Source organism: Sphingomonas mucosissima, assembly GCF_002197665.1.
GTDB lineage: Bacteria > Pseudomonadota > Alphaproteobacteria > Sphingomonadales > Sphingomonadaceae > Sphingomonas > Sphingomonas mucosissima.
Window position 1 is genome coordinate 1,273,615 of record NZ_NBBJ01000001.1, and the last position, 17,703, is coordinate 1,291,317.

Annotated in this window: 22 protein-coding genes; 11 read left to right on the forward strand and 11 right to left on the reverse strand. The window is 64.6% G+C overall.

The window, feature by feature from the left end; genetic code table 11:
* Positions 1 to 25: 25 nt before the first annotated feature.
* The gene (locus SPMU_RS06070; protein ID WP_088333210.1) at positions 26 to 763 is read left to right on the forward strand and encodes an aspartyl/asparaginyl beta-hydroxylase domain-containing protein; all 738 of its coding nucleotides are present in this window, start codon (positions 26 to 28) and stop codon (positions 761 to 763) included.
* Between the two features lie 29 nt (positions 764 to 792).
* Here the strand turns inward: SPMU_RS06070 and SPMU_RS06075 are convergent, their stop codons facing one another.
* Entirely contained in the window at positions 793 to 1,944 is a 1,152-nt protein-coding gene (locus SPMU_RS06075) for a winged helix-turn-helix domain-containing protein (protein WP_088333211.1), read from the reverse strand.
* Between the two features lie 99 nt (positions 1,945 to 2,043).
* On the opposite strand from SPMU_RS06075, the gene SPMU_RS06080 reads away from it, so the two are divergent.
* The 5 genes from SPMU_RS06080 to SPMU_RS06100 all read left to right on the forward strand — a co-directional run bounded on the left by SPMU_RS06080 (position 2,044) and on the right by SPMU_RS06100 (position 4,944).
* A complete protein-coding gene (locus SPMU_RS06080) occupies positions 2,044 to 2,613 on the forward strand; it encodes a NifU family protein (protein WP_088333212.1) in 570 nt (189 codons plus the stop codon).
* A 95-nt stretch (positions 2,614 to 2,708) separates the two neighbouring features.
* The gene (locus SPMU_RS06085; protein ID WP_088332807.1) at positions 2,709 to 3,302 is read left to right on the forward strand and encodes a malonic semialdehyde reductase; all 594 of its coding nucleotides are present in this window, start codon (positions 2,709 to 2,711) and stop codon (positions 3,300 to 3,302) included.
* A 71-nt stretch (positions 3,303 to 3,373) separates the two neighbouring features.
* Positions 3,374 to 3,991, forward strand: coding sequence for a tRNA (adenosine(37)-N6)-threonylcarbamoyltransferase complex dimerization subunit type 1 TsaB (gene tsaB / locus SPMU_RS06090; RefSeq protein WP_088332809.1), 618 nt, complete (start codon positions 3,374 to 3,376; stop codon positions 3,989 to 3,991).
* Positions 3,988 to 4,464: a GNAT family N-acetyltransferase gene (locus tag SPMU_RS06095; RefSeq protein WP_088332811.1), complete on the forward strand. Its 477-nt coding sequence runs from the start codon at positions 3,988 to 3,990 to the stop codon at positions 4,462 to 4,464. Before tsaB ends, SPMU_RS06095 begins: the two co-directional genes overlap by 4 nt.
* A 57-nt stretch (positions 4,465 to 4,521) precedes the next feature.
* Complete coding sequence (locus SPMU_RS06100) at positions 4,522 to 4,944, forward strand: Fur family transcriptional regulator (protein ID WP_088333213.1); 423 nt, start codon at positions 4,522 to 4,524, stop codon at positions 4,942 to 4,944.
* Positions 4,945 to 5,010: 66 nt separating this feature from the next.
* On the opposite strand, the gene SPMU_RS06105 is transcribed toward SPMU_RS06100, so the two are convergent.
* Genes SPMU_RS06105 through SPMU_RS06115 form a run of 3 tightly spaced genes read right to left on the reverse strand, consistent with a single transcriptional unit; the run spans position 5,011 to position 6,921 of the window.
* Positions 5,011 to 5,550 (reverse strand): superoxide dismutase family protein, encoded by a 540-nt coding sequence (locus SPMU_RS06105; protein ID WP_245832801.1) that lies wholly within the window; start codon positions 5,548 to 5,550, stop codon positions 5,011 to 5,013.
* Positions 5,551 to 5,602: 52 nt separating this feature from the next.
* A complete protein-coding gene (locus tag SPMU_RS06110; RefSeq protein ID WP_088332813.1) occupies positions 5,603 to 6,055 on the reverse strand; it encodes a MaoC family dehydratase in 453 nt (150 codons plus the stop codon).
* Positions 6,055 to 6,921, reverse strand: coding sequence for a CDP-alcohol phosphatidyltransferase family protein (locus SPMU_RS06115; protein ID WP_245832866.1), 867 nt, complete (start codon positions 6,919 to 6,921; stop codon positions 6,055 to 6,057). The genes SPMU_RS06110 and SPMU_RS06115 overlap by 1 nt, the downstream gene beginning before the upstream one ends.
* Before the next feature lie 138 nt (positions 6,922 to 7,059).
* Between SPMU_RS06115 and SPMU_RS06120 the strand changes: the two genes are divergently transcribed.
* The 5 genes from SPMU_RS06120 to SPMU_RS06140 all read left to right on the forward strand — a co-directional run bounded on the left by SPMU_RS06120 (position 7,060) and on the right by SPMU_RS06140 (position 11,625).
* Positions 7,060 to 8,166 (forward strand): inositol-3-phosphate synthase, encoded by a 1,107-nt coding sequence (locus SPMU_RS06120; RefSeq protein ID WP_088332817.1) that lies wholly within the window; start codon positions 7,060 to 7,062, stop codon positions 8,164 to 8,166.
* 18 nt (positions 8,167 to 8,184) lie between these two features.
* A complete protein-coding gene (locus SPMU_RS06125; RefSeq protein ID WP_088332819.1) occupies positions 8,185 to 8,910 on the forward strand; it encodes an NTP transferase domain-containing protein in 726 nt (241 codons plus the stop codon).
* Between the two features lie 66 nt (positions 8,911 to 8,976).
* Entirely contained in the window at positions 8,977 to 9,462 is a 486-nt protein-coding gene (locus SPMU_RS06130; protein WP_088332821.1) for a hemerythrin domain-containing protein, read from the forward strand.
* Between the two features lie 9 nt (positions 9,463 to 9,471).
* Positions 9,472 to 10,860, forward strand: a complete 1,389-nt coding sequence (locus SPMU_RS06135; protein WP_088332823.1) for a UdgX family uracil-DNA binding protein — start codon at positions 9,472 to 9,474, stop codon at positions 10,858 to 10,860.
* Positions 10,861 to 10,992: 132 nt separating this feature from the next.
* Positions 10,993 to 11,625 carry a DedA family protein gene (locus SPMU_RS06140; protein ID WP_088332825.1) on the forward strand — a complete coding sequence of 211 codons (633 nt, stop codon included), beginning with the start codon at positions 10,993 to 10,995 and terminating at the stop codon, positions 11,623 to 11,625.
* Positions 11,626 to 11,729: 104 nt separating this feature from the next.
* Here SPMU_RS06140 and queE read toward each other — a convergent pair whose 3' ends face one another.
* The 7 genes from queE to SPMU_RS06175 all read right to left on the reverse strand — a co-directional run bounded on the left by queE (position 11,730) and on the right by SPMU_RS06175 (position 17,465).
* Positions 11,730 to 12,362, reverse strand: coding sequence for a 7-carboxy-7-deazaguanine synthase (gene queE, locus SPMU_RS06145; protein ID WP_088332827.1), 633 nt, complete (start codon positions 12,360 to 12,362; stop codon positions 11,730 to 11,732).
* A 1-nt stretch (position 12,363) separates the two neighbouring features.
* Positions 12,364 to 13,062, reverse strand: a complete 699-nt coding sequence (gene queC / locus SPMU_RS06150) for a 7-cyano-7-deazaguanine synthase QueC (RefSeq protein ID WP_088332829.1) — start codon at positions 13,060 to 13,062, stop codon at positions 12,364 to 12,366.
* A 1,327-nt stretch (positions 13,063 to 14,389) separates the two neighbouring features.
* Positions 14,390 to 14,734 carry a tetratricopeptide repeat protein gene (locus SPMU_RS06155; protein ID WP_088332831.1) on the reverse strand — a complete coding sequence of 115 codons (345 nt, stop codon included), beginning with the start codon at positions 14,732 to 14,734 and terminating at the stop codon, positions 14,390 to 14,392.
* A 191-nt stretch (positions 14,735 to 14,925) separates the two neighbouring features.
* On the reverse strand, positions 14,926 to 15,354 hold the full coding sequence (locus tag SPMU_RS06160) for an ExbD/TolR family protein (protein WP_169715641.1): 429 nt from the start codon (positions 15,352 to 15,354) through the stop codon (positions 14,926 to 14,928).
* A gap of 24 nt (positions 15,355 to 15,378) precedes the next feature.
* A complete protein-coding gene (locus SPMU_RS06165) occupies positions 15,379 to 15,864 on the reverse strand; it encodes an ExbD/TolR family protein (protein ID WP_088332835.1) in 486 nt (161 codons plus the stop codon).
* A 90-nt stretch (positions 15,865 to 15,954) separates the two neighbouring features.
* Positions 15,955 to 16,755, reverse strand: coding sequence for a MotA/TolQ/ExbB proton channel family protein (locus SPMU_RS06170; RefSeq protein ID WP_088332837.1), 801 nt, complete (start codon positions 16,753 to 16,755; stop codon positions 15,955 to 15,957).
* Positions 16,756 to 16,799: 44 nt separating this feature from the next.
* A complete protein-coding gene (locus tag SPMU_RS06175) occupies positions 16,800 to 17,465 on the reverse strand; it encodes a TonB family protein (protein WP_088332839.1) in 666 nt (221 codons plus the stop codon).
* Positions 17,466 to 17,703: the final 238 nt, after the last annotated feature.

The following is a 17,703-nucleotide window of genomic DNA, read 5'->3' on the forward strand; positions in this document are numbered from 1 at the left end:
CGCCTGCGCCGACTCCGCCGAGCCAATGGCGGCGGACCCGAACCGACCGCTAATCATTCGGGTCGGAAAGCACTTGCGCGGGGTCTTCGATCGGCTGATCGCTTCATCCTCGCTCGTCCCGAATGATCCGGTGCTCGACGTGCGGCTTTTCCCCTGGACACAGTTACTGCGCGACCATTGGGAGGAGATCCGTGCAGAGGCGATGGAGGTGGCCCTGCAGGGGAACGCTTCGCCCAGCCTGGCCGCGATCTCGCCCGATCACCGCGCGATTGCTCGTATGAATATGTGGCGATCGTTCTTCCTATGGGGATACGGCTACCGCATCGATGAGAATGCCGCGCGCTGCCCCGTGACGAGCGCGCTGGTGAGGCAGATTCCAGGGCTGAACAGCGCGTTCTTCTCCATCCTCTCGCCCGGCACGCATATTCCCGCGCATCGCGGCGTGACCAAAGGGCTGATCACTTGCCACCTCGGCCTGGTGGTGCCCCGCGAGGGCGACGTGCGTATGCGGGTTGATCGACGGGTGGTCCGCTGGTGTGAAGGCGAGACGCTCGTTTTTGATGACACCTACGATCATGAAGTCTGGAACGAGACGAAGGGCACACGTGTCGTCCTGCTGATCCAGTTCGCGCGGCCGCTCCACAACCCGGGCAAGTGGATCGCCGACCTGTTCCTCAGGATCGTGCGCCGCTCCCCATTCGTGCAGGAAGCACGGCTTAACATATCGAGTTGGAACGCAGCCGTCAGGCAGATGGACGTCTGAGGGCGGTCGCCGGCCGGGCAGGCCGCCGATCAACGCTCCACCGCCTCCAGGCTAAGCCAGGCAGCCATGGTCGCAAGCTCCGCGTCCAACCGTTCGGTCGTGTCCCCCGGCGCGCCCGGCTCAAGATGGCAGGAGCGTACCAGCAAGCGGCGGCGCTCGCGGTCGGCCTTCAAGTCGACGCGCGCCACGATCCGCTCATTCAGCAGGAACGGCAGCACGTAATAGCCGAAGCGCCGCTTCTCTGCCGGAACATATATCTCGATTCGGTACCGAAAGCCGAACAGCCGCTCGGTGCGCGCACGCTCCCAGACCAGCGGGTCGAACGGGGCAAGCAGCGCCTGCGCTTCGATCCGCCGCGGCCGCTTGGCTGCATGGTGGACATAAGCGGGCGGCCAGCCGTCCACGGCCACGGGCAGCAACGTGCGCTCCTCCACCAGACGATCGATCGCCGCCGCGGTGTCCGCCGGCCCCAGGCGGAAGAAATCGCGTAGTTCCAGGGCCGTCGCGATGCCCAGGGCGCTGGCCGCCCGTTCGACCAGCGCGGCATGCGCGGTCGCCTCGTCGGGTGTAGCCAAATCCAGCACATCGGGCGGCAGCACGCGCTTGGGCACATCGTAGACACGCTCAAACGCGCGACGGCGGGTCGCTGTCGTGACATGGCCAGCGTAGAACAGCCATTCGAGCGCCGCCTTTGCGCCGCTCCACGCCCACCAACCGGTGCGACTACTCTCAACATCCGACGCGGCAAGCGGCCCCTCCCCGCGGATCCGCTCCAGGATCGCCATCGCTTCCGGTCGGCGCTCGGTGGCGAAGCTCCGCATCCCGGCTGAGCGGAGAAGCCCGCGGTCCGCCCGCTCCATGCGCCAGCGCAACAGCGGATGAAGATCGAGCGGGAGCAGCGAGGCCTCATGCGCCCAATATTCGAACATCCGGCGCTGCGATCGGGGGCCCCAAGCGGCGGCATCGAACAGCGTTTGATCATAAGCTCCAAGGCGCGAAAAGGCCGGCAGGTAATGGGCACGGGCAAGCACGTTGACGCTGTCGATCTGGTGCAGCGCGAGCCGGTCCAGCGTTCGCCGCAGATGCCCCTGCGTCACCCGCTCCGGCCGGCGCATACCGAACCCCTGCGCCGATAAAGCGATGCGCCGCGCCGCGGCCGGCGAAATGCGTGGGGCGTCCATGATCACTCGCTATCGGACGGAGCGGCACTGCGCGACCGGAAACCTTTCCTTTCCACCTGCGCGCTTGATCGCCTCGTTGCGGCACGCCACATGCAATCCATGCTGATCGAGACCGAACCGACACCGAACCCGGCCACGCTGAAGTTCCTGCCCGGCCGCATCGTCATGGATGCCGGCACGCGCGACTTCGCTACGCCGGAGGAAGCGGAGGCATCGCCTCTTGCCAACGCCTTGTTTAATCTGGGCGATGTCAGCGGCGTGTTCTTCGGCCGCGACTTCATCTCGGTCACGATCGCACCAGGCAGCGATTGGCGCGACGTTAAGCCGGACGTGCTTGCCCTGTTGATGGATCACTTCACCGCGCAGATGCCGCTGTTCCGTCCTTCGGCCGATTTCTCCGTGCCCGCCGCCGAGGAAACCTTCGCCGATGATCCCGCCGACGCGGAGATCGTGGCGCAGATCAAGGACCTGATCGATACCCGCGTCCGCCCGGCGGTGGCGAATGACGGCGGTGACATCGTCTATCGGGGCTTTGACAAGGGCAAGGTGTTCCTCCGCATGCAGGGCGCCTGCGCGGGATGCCCGTCCTCCAGCGCGACGCTGAAGAACGGCATTGAGCAGCTGCTGCGCTATTATGTGCCCGAAGTCACCGAAGTACGGGCAGTCTGATCGGCGGATCGCCGAAGCAGGTCAACGCCGCATAGCGAGCCGAACAGGCGCGTGCGCTCGGCCTGCGCCTCATCACTGAAGCAAGGGGAAATACCATGGCCGCACCGCTCGACGATGTTGCGTTGGACCAGCTGTTCCGCTCTGGCAGGACCTATAACGGCTTCACCGATCAGCCGGTGAGCGAAGACCAGCTGCGCGCCCTCTGGGACTTGATGAAGATGGGGCCGACGAGCGCGAACCAACTTCCAGCCCGCCTCGTGTGGTGCGTCAGCCAGGAGGCGAAGGAGAAGCTTGCCGCCTGTGCCAGTGACAGCAATGCGGACAAGATCCGCAAGGCGCCCGTGTCGGTCGTGATCGGCATGGACGTGAATTTCCACGAGCATCTCCCAGAGCTGTTCCCACACACGGACGCGAAGAGCTGGTTCGATGGTAATGCGGAGCTGCGCGAGGCATCGGCATTCCGCAATTCCTCGCTCCAAGGCGGCTATTTCATCCTGGCGGCGCGGGCGCTGGGGCTCGACACCGGTCCGATGAGCGGGTTCGACGGTGGTGAGGTCGACAAGGCCTTTTTCGCCGATCAGCCTGGCGTGCGCACCAACTTCATCTCGACGCTGGGTTACGGCGATCCTGCGACCATCTTCGACCGCAGCCCGCGGCCCGCTTTCGAAAAGTTCAACCGGATCGCCTGATCGCCGGCCAATTCAAAGCGCCCGTTGATGAAAAGGGTTGAGCCGCTGCGCACGGCGCGCAAAGGGGCGTGATGCCGCGCACGCTTGTTATCGATACCGCCACTGCCGCCTGTTCCGTTGCTCTGCTCGAAGGTGAGCGTGTGGTGGCGGCCAACCATGTGGTGGTTGGCCGCGGCCATGCCGAGCGGCTCGTGCCCATGATTGCCGAACTGCCGGGCGGCGGGCGCGCCGAGGAAATCGTCGTCGATGTCGGCCCGGGCAGCTTCACGGGCATCCGCGTCGGCATCGCGGCCGCGCGCGGCCTCGCGCTCGGTTGGGGCGTCCCGGTCCGCGGCTATTCCTCGCTGGCGCTCATCGCCGCCGCGGCCGTCTCTGATGGTGAAACCGCGCCGCTTGCGGTTGTGCTGGAAGGCGGGCACGGTGAGGTCTTCATGCAAGGGTTTGCCGCCTCGCCGCTGATGCCGACCGAGCCGCTCGCCTCGCTGCGGCCCGAAGCGGCGCTTGCGGCACTGGCGGGCAGGACGGCGGTCGGCAACGGCGTGCGGTGGCTGACGCAATTGGATGCTTCGCTTGCGGTGCGCGAAGCCCTGCCAGAAGCGGCCAAGGCGCACTTGCTTCCTCCCGAACTCGCGGCATTGCCGCCCCGCCCGCTTTACGGCCGGGCGCCGGATGCCAAGCTCCCGTCATGAGCACGCGGCTACGCATCGTCGAACTGGCGACGGGTTCCGCTGGAGACATTGCCGCCGTTGAGCAGGTGGTGGCGAGCGCCTTTGATCCGCGTTTCGGGGAAGCATGGACACGCAGCCAGCTGCTCGGGATCCTCGGCATGCCCGGCGTATGGCTGACGCTCGCACGAGTGGACGGCGAGGTCGCAGGGTTCGCGCTGTCCCGCGCCATCGTCGACGAGGCGGAATTGCTGCTGCTGGCGACTTCGCCCGCTTGGCGCCGGCAGGGTGTCGGCTCTGCGCTGCTCCGCAGCATCCTGGCCGAGGCGCGCGGGCGTGGTGCCGTTCGGGTCCACCTGGAGGTGCGAGCAAACAATGGCGCGATCGACCTTTATCGCACCCATGGCTTCGCCAAGTGCGGGGAGCGCCGCGGCTATTATCGGGGCAAGGCCGGCGAGGTCCACGATGCCCACAGTTATTCGATCGCTTTGACCTGAAGTTGTTGCGAGTCGTTTACGCTTTTCGCAACAGGCGCGCCGGACTACATGGGCGAGATGCCACGCAAGATCGACCTTGAAGCGCTCTGCCAGGAAAAGGGCCTGCGCATCACCGAACAGCGTCGGGTGATCGCCCGCGTGCTTTCCGAGGCGGATGACCATCCTGACGTGGAGAAGGTGTACGAACGCGCTTCTTCGATCGATCCCGGCATTTCAATCGCGACCGTCTATCGCACCGTGCGCTTGTTCGAAGAGGCCGGCATCCTCGATCGCCACGACTTCGGCGATGGCCGCGCGCGGTACGAGCCTTCGCCTGAGGCGCATCACGATCACTTGATCGATGTGGAGACAGGCAAGGTCATCGAGTTTGTCGATCCGGAGCTTGAACTGCTGCAAAAGCAGATCGCGGAGCGGCTGGGCTTCCGTCTCGTCGATCACCGAATGGAGCTTTACGGCGTCAGCCTTACGCGCAAGGACTAACGCCGGTTGAATCCCAGCAGGTCGTGGACGGAAGGGGCTGCCCGCAAGTGACAACCCCCTTTGATGTCAGGACGGCTGGAACACGCCGCAGGCGATCCTGCCGCCGCTGTTTCCGGACGGATCGGTCTTCAAGTCGTCCGGCCCGGCATGAACCACGAACGCTGCGCCATCCGCATCGAGCAGACCGGCCATGGTGGCGCCCGGAACGGTCGCAGCAACCGTGCCGCGCCCGCCTGAATCGACAATCAGGTTCGGCACATCCCCAAAATGCGGGCCTTGTGGGTTCATCGTGCCGTGCTTCATCTCCGTCGGGTTCCAGTGGCCGCCCGCCGTCTCGAAGCCGGGCGCGTCGCAGCGACCGGTCGTATGGACGTGCGCGCCGTGCGTGCCCGGCGGCATCGATTTCACATCCACGGTCAGCCGCAAGCCACCGTTGACCTCGGTGGCCGTCGCCCGGCCCACATCTGCGCCCGCGGACGTGCGCAGCGGCGCAACCGCGGTGGCGCCGCCTGCGACGGGGGCGCCGGTTTCCAGCTTGCCCTCGTTGCACGCACTCAGCCCGAGCACGCAGGCCGCCAAGCCAGCCGTCATCGTCAAGCGAATCATATTCGTCTCCCGTTTCGTTATCGGAACGGCAGGATAGTTTGCTGGTTCCGCGTCAAGCGGGTTTGCCCATCATCAGCGCGGCGCGCAGCGTGCGGCAAACCACCTCGTCGCGCTGGTTGAGACCGAGATGTTCGAAGGTGACAATCCCCTGCCCCGGCCGTGATGACGACGGGCGCAATGCTTGCACTTCAGTTTCGACGCGGATCGTATCGCCGGCGAAAACCGGCTTGGGGAATGTGGTCTCGGTCATGCCGAGATTGGCAATGGTGGTGCCGAATGTCGTGTCCTGCACGCTGAGCCCGATCACCAGCCCCAGCGTGAACAAGGAGTTCACCAGCGGCCTCCCGAATTCCGTCGTCGCCGCATAGGCATGGTCGATGTGCAGCGCGGCCGGATTATAGGTGAGCGCGGAAAACAGCATGTTGTCCGCCTCGATCACCGTGCGGCGGATCTCATGAACGAAGCGCTGCCCGACCGAGAATTGCTCGAACCACAAGCCGGCCATCAGTTCCGTCCCCGCCCGATCAGGTCAACAAGGCGGCGGCATTGCGCGTGCTGGCGCGCGATACCGGTGACGAGCAACAGGTTGAGCACGGTGATCTCCACGAGAAAGAACCAGATGGGGCTGCCGGCCATCATGCTGAGCCCCAGAATAATGGTGCGCGGGTTGGCGCCCAGCGTGCCGGGCAGCAACAGAAAAGAAGGCGCGGCCTCTCGGGCGAGCCGCCCGATGCGCTGCCGTTCTGCGGGGTCCACCTCCGCGCTGGAGACCACGGCATTGATCCTGGCGGTCGCACCGGTCAGCACGCCGGAAACGGCAAGGTAAAGTCGGCCCAGCGCGCCGCCGATCCCTGTAGGTCCGGCGCGCTGTTGCTGGAGCCACGGCACGCCATAGGCCCACCATTGATAACTCCGCCGCGAGCTTTCGGCGAACACCGACTGCGCGACCCGCGAGACGCCAGCGCCAACCGCCAGCACCCATGCGAGGCTGCCGATCACATCATCCAACGCGCTGCCCAGCAGCACATATAAAGCGACGTGACCTCCATAGTCGCACAAGCCATCGACCACCTCGCCGCTTGCGCTCGCCCGCCCTGTCAGGCGCGCCAGGTCGCCGTCGGCGCCGTCCACAACATGCCACAGCAGGTGAGTGGCAAAGCCTGCGAGCACCGCCGCGGTGGTGCCGACCCGCGCGTAAAGTACGCCGGCCGTGATCACCATCACGGCGCCGAAGACGGAAACCATGTTCGGCGTTACCGGAGTTGGCACCAGAACGCCGGCCAAACGGCGCGCCGCCGGATGGTAGATCGTGCGGTTCAGAAAGCCCTGCAGCTCGCGCGGCTTTCCCGTCACTGTCGCTCGCACGTCCATGGTCGTCACTTTCTGCGTCCCCTTGCGTTCCCCCTAGCATCCACACGGGTCGCTTGACAGAAGTCGCGCATCTGTCACGACGCTGCAAATCAATTGTCATGGCCGGGGCTTAGCTCTGGTCCTTTGGGGTTCTACAGAATGGCGACGATCAAGGTGGCGGTTATCGGCATCGGCAATTGCGCATCAAGCTTGGTACAAGGCAAATATCACTATGCCGCCAGCAACACCGCGCATGGCCTGATCCACGAAGAAATCGGCGGCTACCGTGTCTCGGATCTGGAGTTCGTGGCGGCGTTCGACGTCGACTCGCGCAAGGTCGGGCTCGATCTCGGCAAGGCGATTTTCGCCAAGCCGAACTGCACCAAGGTGTTCCATGCGGACGTCCCCGAGACAGGCACCGTCGTGCAGATGGGCGTCCGGCTGGACGGCGTTGCGCCCCACATGCTCACCGCGGCCAACGACCGCGGCTTCGAAATGGACGATAGCCGCGACGCCACCAAAGCAGAGATCGTACAGGCGCTGAAGGAGTCCGGCGCCGAGATCTTGGTCAACTTTCTGCCGGTCGGTAGCCAGGAAGCGACCGAATTCTACATGGAATGCGCGCTCGAGGCGCGCGTCGGCGTCGTGAACTGCATGCCGGTCTTCATCGCCAGCCGGCCCGAGTGGGAAAAGAAGTTCGCGGACGCCGGCCTGCCGATCATCGGCGACGACGTGAAGGCCCAGGTTGGTGCCACCATCGTTCACCGCGTTTTGTCTAACCTGTTCAACCAGCGCGGCGTGACGATCGATCACACCTATCAGCTGAACACCGGCGGCAACACCGACTTCATGAACATGCTCGATCGCAACCGGCTGTCGAGCAAGAAGGAGTCCAAGACCGAAGCGGTTCAGGCCGTACTTTCGGAGCGGCTGGCGGACGAGAACATTCACGTTGGCCCGTCGGACTACATTCCCTGGCTCCACGACAACAAGCTGTGCTTCCTCCGTCTCGAGGGCAATCTGTTCGGCGACGTTCCGATGAACCTCGAGCTTCGCCTTTCGGTCGAGGACAGCCCAAACTCGGCCGCGGTCGTTGTGGACGCGATCCGCTGCGTGAAGCTCGGTCTGGAACGTGGCATCGCAGGCGCGCTGACGGGCCCCTCGGCCTTCTTCTGCAAGCACCCGCCCGAGCAATTCACCGACGATATCGCAGCGCAGCTCACCAACGATTTCATCCAGGCGGCGCCGCCGCTCGCTGCCGAGTAAGAAAAAGGCGCTCCTTCATTGAAAGCGCTCATCGTAGCAGCCGGCCTTGGCAGCCGGCTGCGCGAGGTTTCACCGTCCAAGCCGTTGACCAGCATCGCTGGCGTTCCGATGATCGCCAGGGTAATCGCGGCCGCGCGGGCGGGCGGTGCGACAAGCTTTGCCGTTGTAATCGGCCATGAGGGCGACCGCCTCCAAGCGTTTCTCCATGAACTCGACCCGACGATAACCTGCGTCACCACGGCGGACTGGAATTTGCCGAACGGCTATTCCGTGCTGACCGGTGCCGGCGCGATCGGGCCCGAGCGCCACTTGCTGATGATGGCCGATCATCTGTGCGAGCCCGCCATTATTGCACGCATGATCGCCGCGCCCGCCGTGCCGCTGGCGCTCGCAATCGATCGCCGCCTCGACAATCCTCTGATCGATCTGGACGACGTGACGCGTGTTCGCACAAACGGCGATCGGATCGTCGCGATCGGCAAACACCTGCCGGATTACGACTCGTTCGATTGCGGCATCTTCGCCGTGGACGGGCGGTTTCACTCGGCACTACGCGACGTGATCGCACGTGGCGGCGCCGGCTCGATCTCCGCCGGGGTCGAGGCACTTGCTGCCACCGGTGATGCCCATGCCGTGGACATTGGGGAGGCGTGGTGGCTGGATGTCGATGATGCCCGCGCGCTGGCGCAGGCAGAGGCTGCCGTCGCCGATCAGCGGCCCCGCGACGCAGCGCTCCCGGCCTGAAAACAGATCGCAACAGCAACCCGCATCGACGCCACCGGTTCTCCCGCACAGAGCGAGGAGCGCACCATGTCCGAACCGCAGATCTATCGTGCCCTGAAGGCTGATCACGACAAGCAGCGCGTGATGCTGCAGCAATTGGGCGACCGGAGCGGCGATACGCCAGAGCGTCGCGCCCTGTTCGAGCAGTTCCGCCTGGAACTGCAGAGCCACGCCGCCGCCGAAGAAGAGTCGCTCTATGCGGTGATGCTCGGCAATCCCGACCTACGCGATGACGCCCGACACTCCGTGTCCGAGCACAAGGAAGTCGACGATCTGCTCGGCGAGCTGATGAATCTGCCGTTCGCCTCGACTGAGTGGGAGGAGCGGTTCGCGCACATGCGACACCGCTACGAACATCACATCGACGAAGAGGAGGCGGACATGTTCCCGGCAGCGGACCAGGAACTGGACGACGCCACCGAGGCGAAAATGGCCGACACCTACGAAGAGCGAAAGCCCGCGGAGCTTGAGATCGCGCGTGACCATCCCCCGGGCAGCGACGAGCGCGACTGAACGCCCGCCATGCGGCTTGTTACCCTGCCGGAGCCGGATGATTTCGACGCGTGGCGTGATGCGGCGCGCGGTCTGATCGCGGCCAGCGTGCCGCCGGATGACATCGTGTGGCAGGTCGGCAGCCAAGCGGGCGATCTGTTCGCCGCCACGGCGACACCGCGGCATGATCCAGTGGACGCCGCATTCAAGGTGCCGCGCGCGTTCATCGACCTGGCGCGCGACGCGATCCTCCATCGCGATCCCGAGCGGTTTGCCCTGCTTTACACGCTGCTTTCACGCTTGCGCCGCGAGCAGGGACTGATCGAGGATCACGCCGATCCTCTGGTGCGCCGCCTGGAGGGGCTCGCCAAACACGTCCGACGCGACATCCACAAGATGCGGGCCTTTCTGCGCTTTCGTGAGGTGCCGGAGGAGGAGGCCAGCCGCTACGTGGCGTGGTTCGAACCCGAGCACCACATCCTGCGCGCCAATGCGGCCTTCTTCGTCAATCGCTTCGCGAGCATGCGCTGGTCGATCCTCACGCCCGAACTGTCGCTGCACTGGGACGGTTCGGCGCTCCGTGAGGGGCCGGGCGCGAGCAAGGCCGACGCCCCGGAAGGGGATCCGACGGAGGAGGTTTGGAAGACCTATTACGCGTCCACCTTCAATCCAGCACGGGTGAAGGTCGGCGCCATGCTCAAGGAAATGCCGCGCAAATATTGGAAAAACATGCCGGAGACCGCGTTGGTGCCGCAGTTGCTGGCATCAGCGCAGGCGCGGGAGAGCGGCATGATTGCAAAGGCACGCGAGCTGCCGGGCGGCAATAGCGAGATCGCCTGGGAGGCGCTGCGGGAAGAAGCGATGAGCTGCACCCGCTGCCACTTGTACAAGCATGCTACGCAGACGGTCTTCGGTGAGGGCCCCGTCTCCGCTAGCATCATGTTCGTCGGCGAACAGCCCGGCGATCAGGAGGATCTTGCGGGTCACCCGTTCGTCGGCCCCGCCGGGCAGCTCTTTGATCGCGCGCTCGGCGAAGCGGGCATCGACCGATCGCAGACCTATGTCACCAACGCGGTGAAGCACTTCAAATTCGAGCCGCGCGGCAAAAGGCGCATTCACGCCAAGCCCGACGGCAGCGAGATCGAGGCATGTCGCTGGTGGATCGAGCAGGAACAGATGCTCGTCCGACCAAAGGTGACGGTGGCACTGGGTGCGACAGCCGCGCGCTCGCTGTTCGGCAAGGTGTTGACGATCAGCCGCGAGCGCGGGCGGGCGCAGCGCCTCCCCGGCGACGGCGGCGAAGCATGGATCACGGTCCACCCCAGTTACCTCCTCCGCCTCCCGGACGAAGCGGCGCGGACGACCGAGTTCGCCCGGTTCGTCGAAGACCTCCGCCTTGCCAAGGTCGCAGCGGCCTGAGCCTTATCTACATTCAGACCGGCGAACGCGTGGGCCGGCCGACCACGGCGCAGCAATGCGAGACGATGCCGTGCGCAGTTCACGCAATCCGCGATTGACCATCGGCCCTGCCAGCCGCCAAAGCCCATCACCATGTTCGAGAAAATCATCGCTGCGCTTGCCATCTTCACGGTCGGCGTGATCCGCGCGGGCGGCTATTGGGGCATCGTCCTTTTGATGGCGATCGAGAGCGCATGCATCCCGCTGCCCTCGGAGATCATCATGCCGTTCGCCGGCTACCTGGTTTCCACAGGCGAAATGAACCTGTATCTCGCGGCTACGGCGGGTGCGTTCGGCTGCAATGTCGGTTCGGTCGTCGCTTATGAGATCGGCAAGCGCGGCGGCCGCCCCCTGGCGGAGCGGTGGGGCAAATATGTCCTCGTGGGGCCGGGCGAACTCGACCTCGCCGATCGCTTCTTTAATCGGTGGGGCGCTGCCGCGATTCTGATCGGGCGCATGCTGCCGATCATCCGCACCTTTATCGCCTTTCCGGCGGGCGTGGCACGCATGAAGCTGATCCCGTTTCACGTCTACACGTTCGTTGGCTCGTGGCCGTTCTGCTATCTGCTCGCGTGGATCGGCGTCCAGCTGGGCGAGTCGTGGAACAATGATCCGCGGCTGAAGGCGTTCTTCCACCAGGCCGATCTCGCCATCGGCTTGGTCCTAGTGGCAGGTGGCGGCTTCTACCTGTGGCACAAGCTTCACGGCCTGAAGAAGCGGGGCTGAGTGCCCCTGGACCAACGGAGACTCACCTGTTCAGGAAGACTCGGTCGATCGCGATATCGACCCGCGCGCAAATGCCGCAGGGCGGCGCGTCCCGCCGTCGACAATCAGCGCAGCCCTAGCAACTTGTGGGTCTGCAACGACAAGCGCCAGCGTGGCCGCTCCATGACGAGTGCCATCGCCGCCTCCTGATTGGCGGCTGCATTGGCATCGTCCAGCGGCTGGATCAGAAGATGCGCGAAGTCCCACCCTTCCATCGCGGTCACATCGCTGCCGGGCTGCGGCCACACCAGCTTCAGCTCGTTGCCCCTACGCTGCACTATTTCGCTGCCCGCCTTAGGGCTAATGCACACCCAATCGATACCGGGGTGAACCGGGATCGTGCCGTTGCTCTCAATGGCGATGAAGAACCCTGCCGCGTGCAGCGCATCGATGAGCGCGTCGTCCACCTGCAGCATAGGCTCGCCGCCGGTAAGCACGACGAAGCGCGCCTCCTCGCCGCCGCTCCACATCTGAACGGCAGCGTCGGCCAGCCCCTGCGCATCGGCAAAACGCCCACCGCTAAGCCCGTCCACCCCGACGAAGTCGGTATCGCAGAAGCGGCAGATCGCACGCGCGCGATCCTGCTCACGCCCGGACCACAGGTTGCAGCCGGCAAAGCGCACGAACACCGCGCGCCGCCCAGCCTGGACGCCCTCCCCCTGGAGCGTCAGGAACATTTCCTTGACGGCATAGCTCATGTCAGGGCGCCGGCGGCGTGACCGCGTAGATCGTAGGGTCAGCGATCGCCGCGTCCTCGAAGCCTTTATGACGAATCCGGCAGCTATCGCACAAGCCGCAATGCGTGCCCGCGGGCGTCGGGTCGTAGCAGGACCAGCTCAGCCCAAGATCGAGCCCCAGCCGCGTGCCTTCGCGCACGATATCGGCCTTGGTCATATGCTGGAGCGGCGCGTGGATCCGGAACGCCTCCCCGTCAACCCCGGCCTTGGTGGCGAGCTCGGCAAGGCGCTCGAAACCGGCAATAAACTCCGGACGGCAGTCGGGGTAACCCGAGTAGTCCAGCGCATTGACGCCGATGTAGAGCGAGCGTGCGCCGGCGGCCTCGGCCCATGCCAGGGCAAGGCTCAGGAAAACGGTATTGCGCGCCGGCACATAGGTGACCGGGATGTCGCCGCCGACACCATCCTTCGGCACATCGATCTCCGCGGTCAGCGCAGAGCCGCCGAACGCAGACAGGTCGATCGGCAACACCACGTGCCGCACGGCACCCAGTGCGCGAGCGATCCGTCGGGCAGCCGCCAATTCCACTTGGTGCCGCTGATTGTAATCGATCGACAGCGCAAAGATCTGGTGCCCGGCTTCGCGCGCGAGCGCAGCCGAGATCATCGAGTCGAGGCCGCCGGATACAAGGACGACGGCAGAAGGCTGATCGCTGGACATGATCGCGCGGCCGCTAGGCCTATCGGGAGGCGGATGCAAGAATATGGCGCTCAGAAAAATGGCCGCCCGCGTGAGCAGGCGGCCAGTTGCCCTGGCTAGAGGGCGAGAAACTAGGGAGAGAAGTGCTCGGCTAGAAGCACGGACAGATCATAACGCGCCGAAGGTGAAAAATGCGTCAACGATCCGCGAAATCAAGAGGTTCGTGATCGGCCGATCCTCACCTCCGGAGGAGCAAGCGGAACGGCCGAAGGTCTCAGGGCCGCGCTGCCTATAAACGTGCGGCCGCCTTGAAATCCGCACTGTCACTTTGCGGCTTTTCGCCAACACGCGCTCCGGCGATTGCCATGAGGCGTACATCGAGTGCGGACGCCAAGACACACACCTTAGTCCAGTTAACAAACCGCGCCCGCGCGGCGTCCAGACCCCAAGCGCCACCCTCGCGCAGAACCGAGGTAGCAAGTAAGCGGGGCGCCGTCCTCGCTGGCCATCAGCCTCCCTTGCGCAACCAGATACTCGGGGGATCGACAAGCAAGACCCGCACCTTGAGGGGAGCCCGCACCAGCCATAACGGTTGTGCGCCAGATGGGACCTTGGAGAAGAAACTCCCCGGGGTTTGTCGGCGCACCGGGTAGGTCCCTTCACCCTGCAGACGACCCCGCGTCAGTCAGCACCCAGACGCGAATCCAGATGAGAAACGGGTCACGCCTATCAGCCCACAGGGTAAGTCATGGCACCATCACGACCGCGCTGCGTGAACCAGCACAAAGACGCGACGTCAGAGTAGAAACAGACCGCGCATGTCAGCATACCGGAAAAGTCGTGGCACCGTCGCGAGGCCTCGCTTCAGCGAGTACCGAGACGCGCTGTTGAAGGAGAAACGCGACGCCCCGTAAGCGGACCGGGTGCGTCGCGGCGCGATCAGGAGGACCCCGCGCCAGCCGGCTCTGCTGTATGAAGATCCGAACGGAAGAAGCAGCGAGTGCAGGGCGCACGGACCGCGGTTTCTCTCGTCTCACAAGGGATCAGCCCGCAAGCGAATCTTAGCGCTTCAGCCGCACGCCAGATGCCAGCCGCGACTCCTACAAAGGGCGCACCTGACGCGTTCCCCGCCGAGCATACAGGGAGCAGGTGATCCGGACTCCGGGTTCAGTAAACTTGAGTCGCAGAGCGGTCGCAACTATCGCGAACCGCTGCACCCGCCTCGTGCCCGCCAGCCCAGACAAGGCTTATCGACCCATCAGGTCAGCCGTCCAAATAGGGAGGCTCAGGAGCGCGGCGTTGCTCACCGCGTCCCCGCCGCCCTCAGCAGAGTCGAAAGCCTATCCGATCAGCGGACGGCGAGGGTCACCCGACTCAGGTTGTTCACGCCGCGCTGCGCCACTTCGTGGGACGAAGACACCATCCCATCAGGCAACATCATCTCGACCGGCTCTACCTGCATCGCTGCCCGATACAGCGCCGCAGCCTCGGCGACGCGCCCGGTGCGGGCGTAGACCGTGGCGAGGTTGATCATCAGTTCCGGTCGGCGCGGAAAGATCCGCCGCTCGACGAGCAGTGTCTCCTCGGCCTTTTGATAATCGCCAGCCGCAATCGCCTTATAGCCGGTACGATCGGTCGCCAGGGCCGGCGCCGCAAGACCTGCAGCCAGGCTCAGGAACAACATGATGCGCATAAACCGTCTCCCAAATGACTGTGACGCTACATTGACGTTACCGTTTTATGACACCGGTATTTCACGAGCGCTTGCCGAATGCAAGTCTCCGGACGAACTCGGCGCCCGAATGCGCTAGTTTCCTCCGGCGAACGCATAAAAAAAGGGCGGTCCTTTCGGACCGCCCGTGGCGCTTTCAATCGCTCGCGCGATCAGAATTCGCGGTAATATTGCTCGTTGCCGATGAAGCCGAGCTTGGTCACGTTCGACCGACGGACCACCGCCAGCGTCTGATCGACCACGTCGTAACGAACCTGCGGATCCGGCTGGAAGTGCAGTTCCGGCTCCGGGTTCATGGCTGCCGCCACGTCGAGATACTGGCGCAGACGCACCGCATCGACCGGGGCCCCGTTCCAGCTCGTCGTACCATCAACAGCGATGGTGATCTTGTTCTTCTGCGGATCGACCGGGGACTTCGGCGCATTTGGGTCATTCACCGGAAGGTCGACCTTCACCGCGTGGGTCTGGATCGGGATGGTGATGATGAACATGATGAGGAGAACGAGCATGACGTCGATCAACGGCGTCGTGTTCATCTCCATCATCGGCTCGCCATCGTCTTTGCCGCCACTCATTGCCATATCGATTACTCCTGGTGGCTATGCTTACAGACGCTCGACGCCAGATCCCGGCGGCGGTTCGGAAATGAAGCCGACGCGCGCAAAGCCTGCCATCTGCATGTTGTAGATCGCGCCTGCCACACACTTCCACGGCACGTTCACGTCGCCGCGCACATGCGCTTCGGGCAGTTCGAGGCCGGGAGCGTTGACGCCGCCCTGGCGCTCGATCTCAGCCCGCAGCTTGGCAACCGCGCGGTCCAGCAGCTCCTGCTGCGTCACCGGCGTCATGCCCCAGTAAACAGCGCAAGCGCCGTCCGGCTTGGTCGAGATCGAAAGGGACACGTTCTCGGGCTTGGTGGTGGTCGGGTCGAAGCGCACCTGAGGCAGCTTCACCGGAACCGTCTGGATCACGACCGGCACCGCGATCAGGAAGATGATGAGGAGCACCAGCATGACGTCCACGAGTGGGGTCGTATTGATGTCCGACATCGGTTTGTCATCGGCGGAACCTCCGCCAGCGCTCATCGCCATAAGTCAGGCTATCCTATGTCTTCGTTCCCGCCGGTGATCCGGCCGGGAAAGGTGGCGGGGCTGCCAACACGGCAGCCCCGCTTTACCCCATTACGAGCGGGTCGTCTGCACGCCACCGGCCTGGCCGGCCGTGGTGGTGCCGACCGGCTTGGCAGCAGCCGCCTTGGCCGCGCCGGCATGCGCCGGACGCACCGCACCATTCGAGGCGAGGTAGCCGAGCACGTCGTTCGAGAAGGCAGACAGCTCTTCCGCGATCGACTTGTTGCGACGCTGCAGCCAGTTGTAGCCGAGCACCGCCGGAACGGCGACGGCGAGACCGAGTGCGGTCATGATCAGCGCCTCACCGACCGGACCGGCGACCGCGTCGATCGACGCCTGGCCAGCCGCACCGATCTTGATGAGCGCGCGGTAGATGCCGATAACCGTACCGAACAGGCCGATGAACGGCGCGGTCGCACCCACGGTTGCGAGAAACGCGAGGCCGGTGCCCAGCTTCGAGTTGACCATCGCTTCCGAGCGCGCGAGCGAGCCGTGCAGCCAGTCATGCGCTTCAACCGGATCGGTCAGCTTGGAGTGCTGATCCTGAGCCTGCAGGCCGTCGTCGACGATCTGCTTGTAGGCCGAGTTCTTCTCCAGCTTCGCCGAACCTTCGCGCAGCGAGTTCGTCTGCCAGAACGATGCGCGGACGCGCTTCGCCTGGTTGATGATCTTCTGCTGCTCGAAGAGCTTGGTGAACATGATGTAGAACGAAACGACGGACATCAGCACGAGGATGCCGAACGTGCTCTGGGCGATGATGCCGCCCTGCTCGAGCGCAGCCCCCAGGCCGTACGGGTTGTCGCCGCCGTGGGCGGCCGGGCCGGCGGCCGCGGCGAGGATGGTGGTGATCATTCGATTAGTTTCCCTCTGAAAAGCGCAATTCTGTTAAGCCTGGATCAGTCCCGCGGCAGCTTCCACACGACGCGTCGCGTTTGTGTGGTCGCGATCGGGTTACCCGCTGCGTCCGTCGCCGGCGTGTACCGGGCCCGGCGCGCCAGCGCGGCGCACGCTGCACGATCAAGGGCACTGGAGCCGCTCGATTCGGTCGTGACGCAGTTTTCAACCCTGCCTTGTGCGTTGATCGTCCACTTGATCACGGTTGTGCCTTCTTCCTCGGCACGAATCGAGCTCGGCGGATAATCGTCCGTCGTGATCCAGTCTGCAGGATTGCCCCTAGCACCCGCGGCCTTGCTGACGACGGGCGGAGCCGGCGGAGCAGGAGGCGGAGGCGCGGGAGGCGCAACCGGCGTCGGCACATACACCGGCGGCGGCGTTGGCACGGTGGCGATCGTTACCGGAGCCGACGGAGCGGACACGATCGGCGGCGGCGCCACAACGGGCGGCGGCGTCATCGGAACGTCTGGCGGCGGCGGCGGCGGCTCGTCCGGCGGCGGAGGCGGTGGTTCCTCAACGTCGAACGTATTCAACTTCTCCGACACCTTTTTCACGTACTGGAACGCGAGGCCGGTGACGAAGGCGTAGCCGAGAGCAGCATGGATAAGCGCCACGATAACAATCGCGACGACCTTGCTCCCGCTCATCTTCTGGTCAGAGTAGGCCATTCAGCAAAAGCACTCCCTAATCCCTATGGCCCGAAGGGGCCGGGCGGCCTGCCACGGCCCCCGCATGGGCGGAGTGGGCGTGCCGGTCCGTTCGGCAAGGGCTAAACGGAACCCTTGCACCGCGCGACTCCTAACTTGAGCCTTAACGACACGCAAACGCTTTGTCGGACGCAACAAACGTACAATCGTCCTAAAAGAGATTTATTTCTGTATCAGTAGCGGCTGATCGGATAACCCA

Bases quoted from the DNA above. Each gene is read 5' to 3' on its own strand.
- SPMU_RS06070 (WP_088333210.1), top strand. From the start codon at position 26: ATGGCGGCGGACCCGAACCGACCGCTAATCATTCGGGTCGGAAAGCAC.
- SPMU_RS06075 (WP_088333211.1), bottom strand. From the start codon at position 1,944: ATGGACGCCCCACGCATTTCGCCGGCCGCGGCGCGGCGCATCGCTTTA.
- SPMU_RS06080 (WP_088333212.1), top strand. From the start codon at position 2,044: ATGCTGATCGAGACCGAACCGACACCGAACCCGGCCACGCTGAAGTTC.
- SPMU_RS06085 (WP_088332807.1), top strand. From the start codon at position 2,709: ATGGCCGCACCGCTCGACGATGTTGCGTTGGACCAGCTGTTCCGCTCT.
- tsaB (WP_088332809.1), top strand. From the start codon at position 3,374: ATGCCGCGCACGCTTGTTATCGATACCGCCACTGCCGCCTGTTCCGTT.
- SPMU_RS06095 (WP_088332811.1), top strand. From the start codon at position 3,988: ATGAGCACGCGGCTACGCATCGTCGAACTGGCGACGGGTTCCGCTGGA.
- SPMU_RS06100 (WP_088333213.1), top strand. From the start codon at position 4,522: ATGCCACGCAAGATCGACCTTGAAGCGCTCTGCCAGGAAAAGGGCCTG.
- SPMU_RS06105 (WP_245832801.1), bottom strand. From the start codon at position 5,550: ATGATTCGCTTGACGATGACGGCTGGCTTGGCGGCCTGCGTGCTCGGG.
- SPMU_RS06110 (WP_088332813.1), bottom strand. From the start codon at position 6,055: ATGGCCGGCTTGTGGTTCGAGCAATTCTCGGTCGGGCAGCGCTTCGTT.
- SPMU_RS06115 (WP_245832866.1), bottom strand. From the start codon at position 6,921: ATGGACGTGCGAGCGACAGTGACGGGAAAGCCGCGCGAGCTGCAGGGC.
- SPMU_RS06120 (WP_088332817.1), top strand. From the start codon at position 7,060: ATGGCGACGATCAAGGTGGCGGTTATCGGCATCGGCAATTGCGCATCA.
- SPMU_RS06130 (WP_088332821.1), top strand. From the start codon at position 8,977: ATGTCCGAACCGCAGATCTATCGTGCCCTGAAGGCTGATCACGACAAG.
- SPMU_RS06135 (WP_088332823.1), top strand. From the start codon at position 9,472: ATGCGGCTTGTTACCCTGCCGGAGCCGGATGATTTCGACGCGTGGCGT.
- SPMU_RS06140 (WP_088332825.1), top strand. From the start codon at position 10,993: ATGTTCGAGAAAATCATCGCTGCGCTTGCCATCTTCACGGTCGGCGTG.
- queE (WP_088332827.1), bottom strand. From the start codon at position 12,362: ATGAGCTATGCCGTCAAGGAAATGTTCCTGACGCTCCAGGGGGAGGGC.
- queC (WP_088332829.1), bottom strand. From the start codon at position 13,062: ATGTCCAGCGATCAGCCTTCTGCCGTCGTCCTTGTATCCGGCGGCCTC.
- SPMU_RS06155 (WP_088332831.1), bottom strand. From the start codon at position 14,734: ATGCGCATCATGTTGTTCCTGAGCCTGGCTGCAGGTCTTGCGGCGCCG.
- SPMU_RS06160 (WP_169715641.1), bottom strand. From the start codon at position 15,354: ATGGCAATGAGTGGCGGCAAAGACGATGGCGAGCCGATGATGGAGATG.
- SPMU_RS06165 (WP_088332835.1), bottom strand. From the start codon at position 15,864: ATGGCGATGAGCGCTGGCGGAGGTTCCGCCGATGACAAACCGATGTCG.
- SPMU_RS06170 (WP_088332837.1), bottom strand. From the start codon at position 16,755: ATGATCACCACCATCCTCGCCGCGGCCGCCGGCCCGGCCGCCCACGGC.
- SPMU_RS06175 (WP_088332839.1), bottom strand. From the start codon at position 17,465: ATGGCCTACTCTGACCAGAAGATGAGCGGGAGCAAGGTCGTCGCGATT.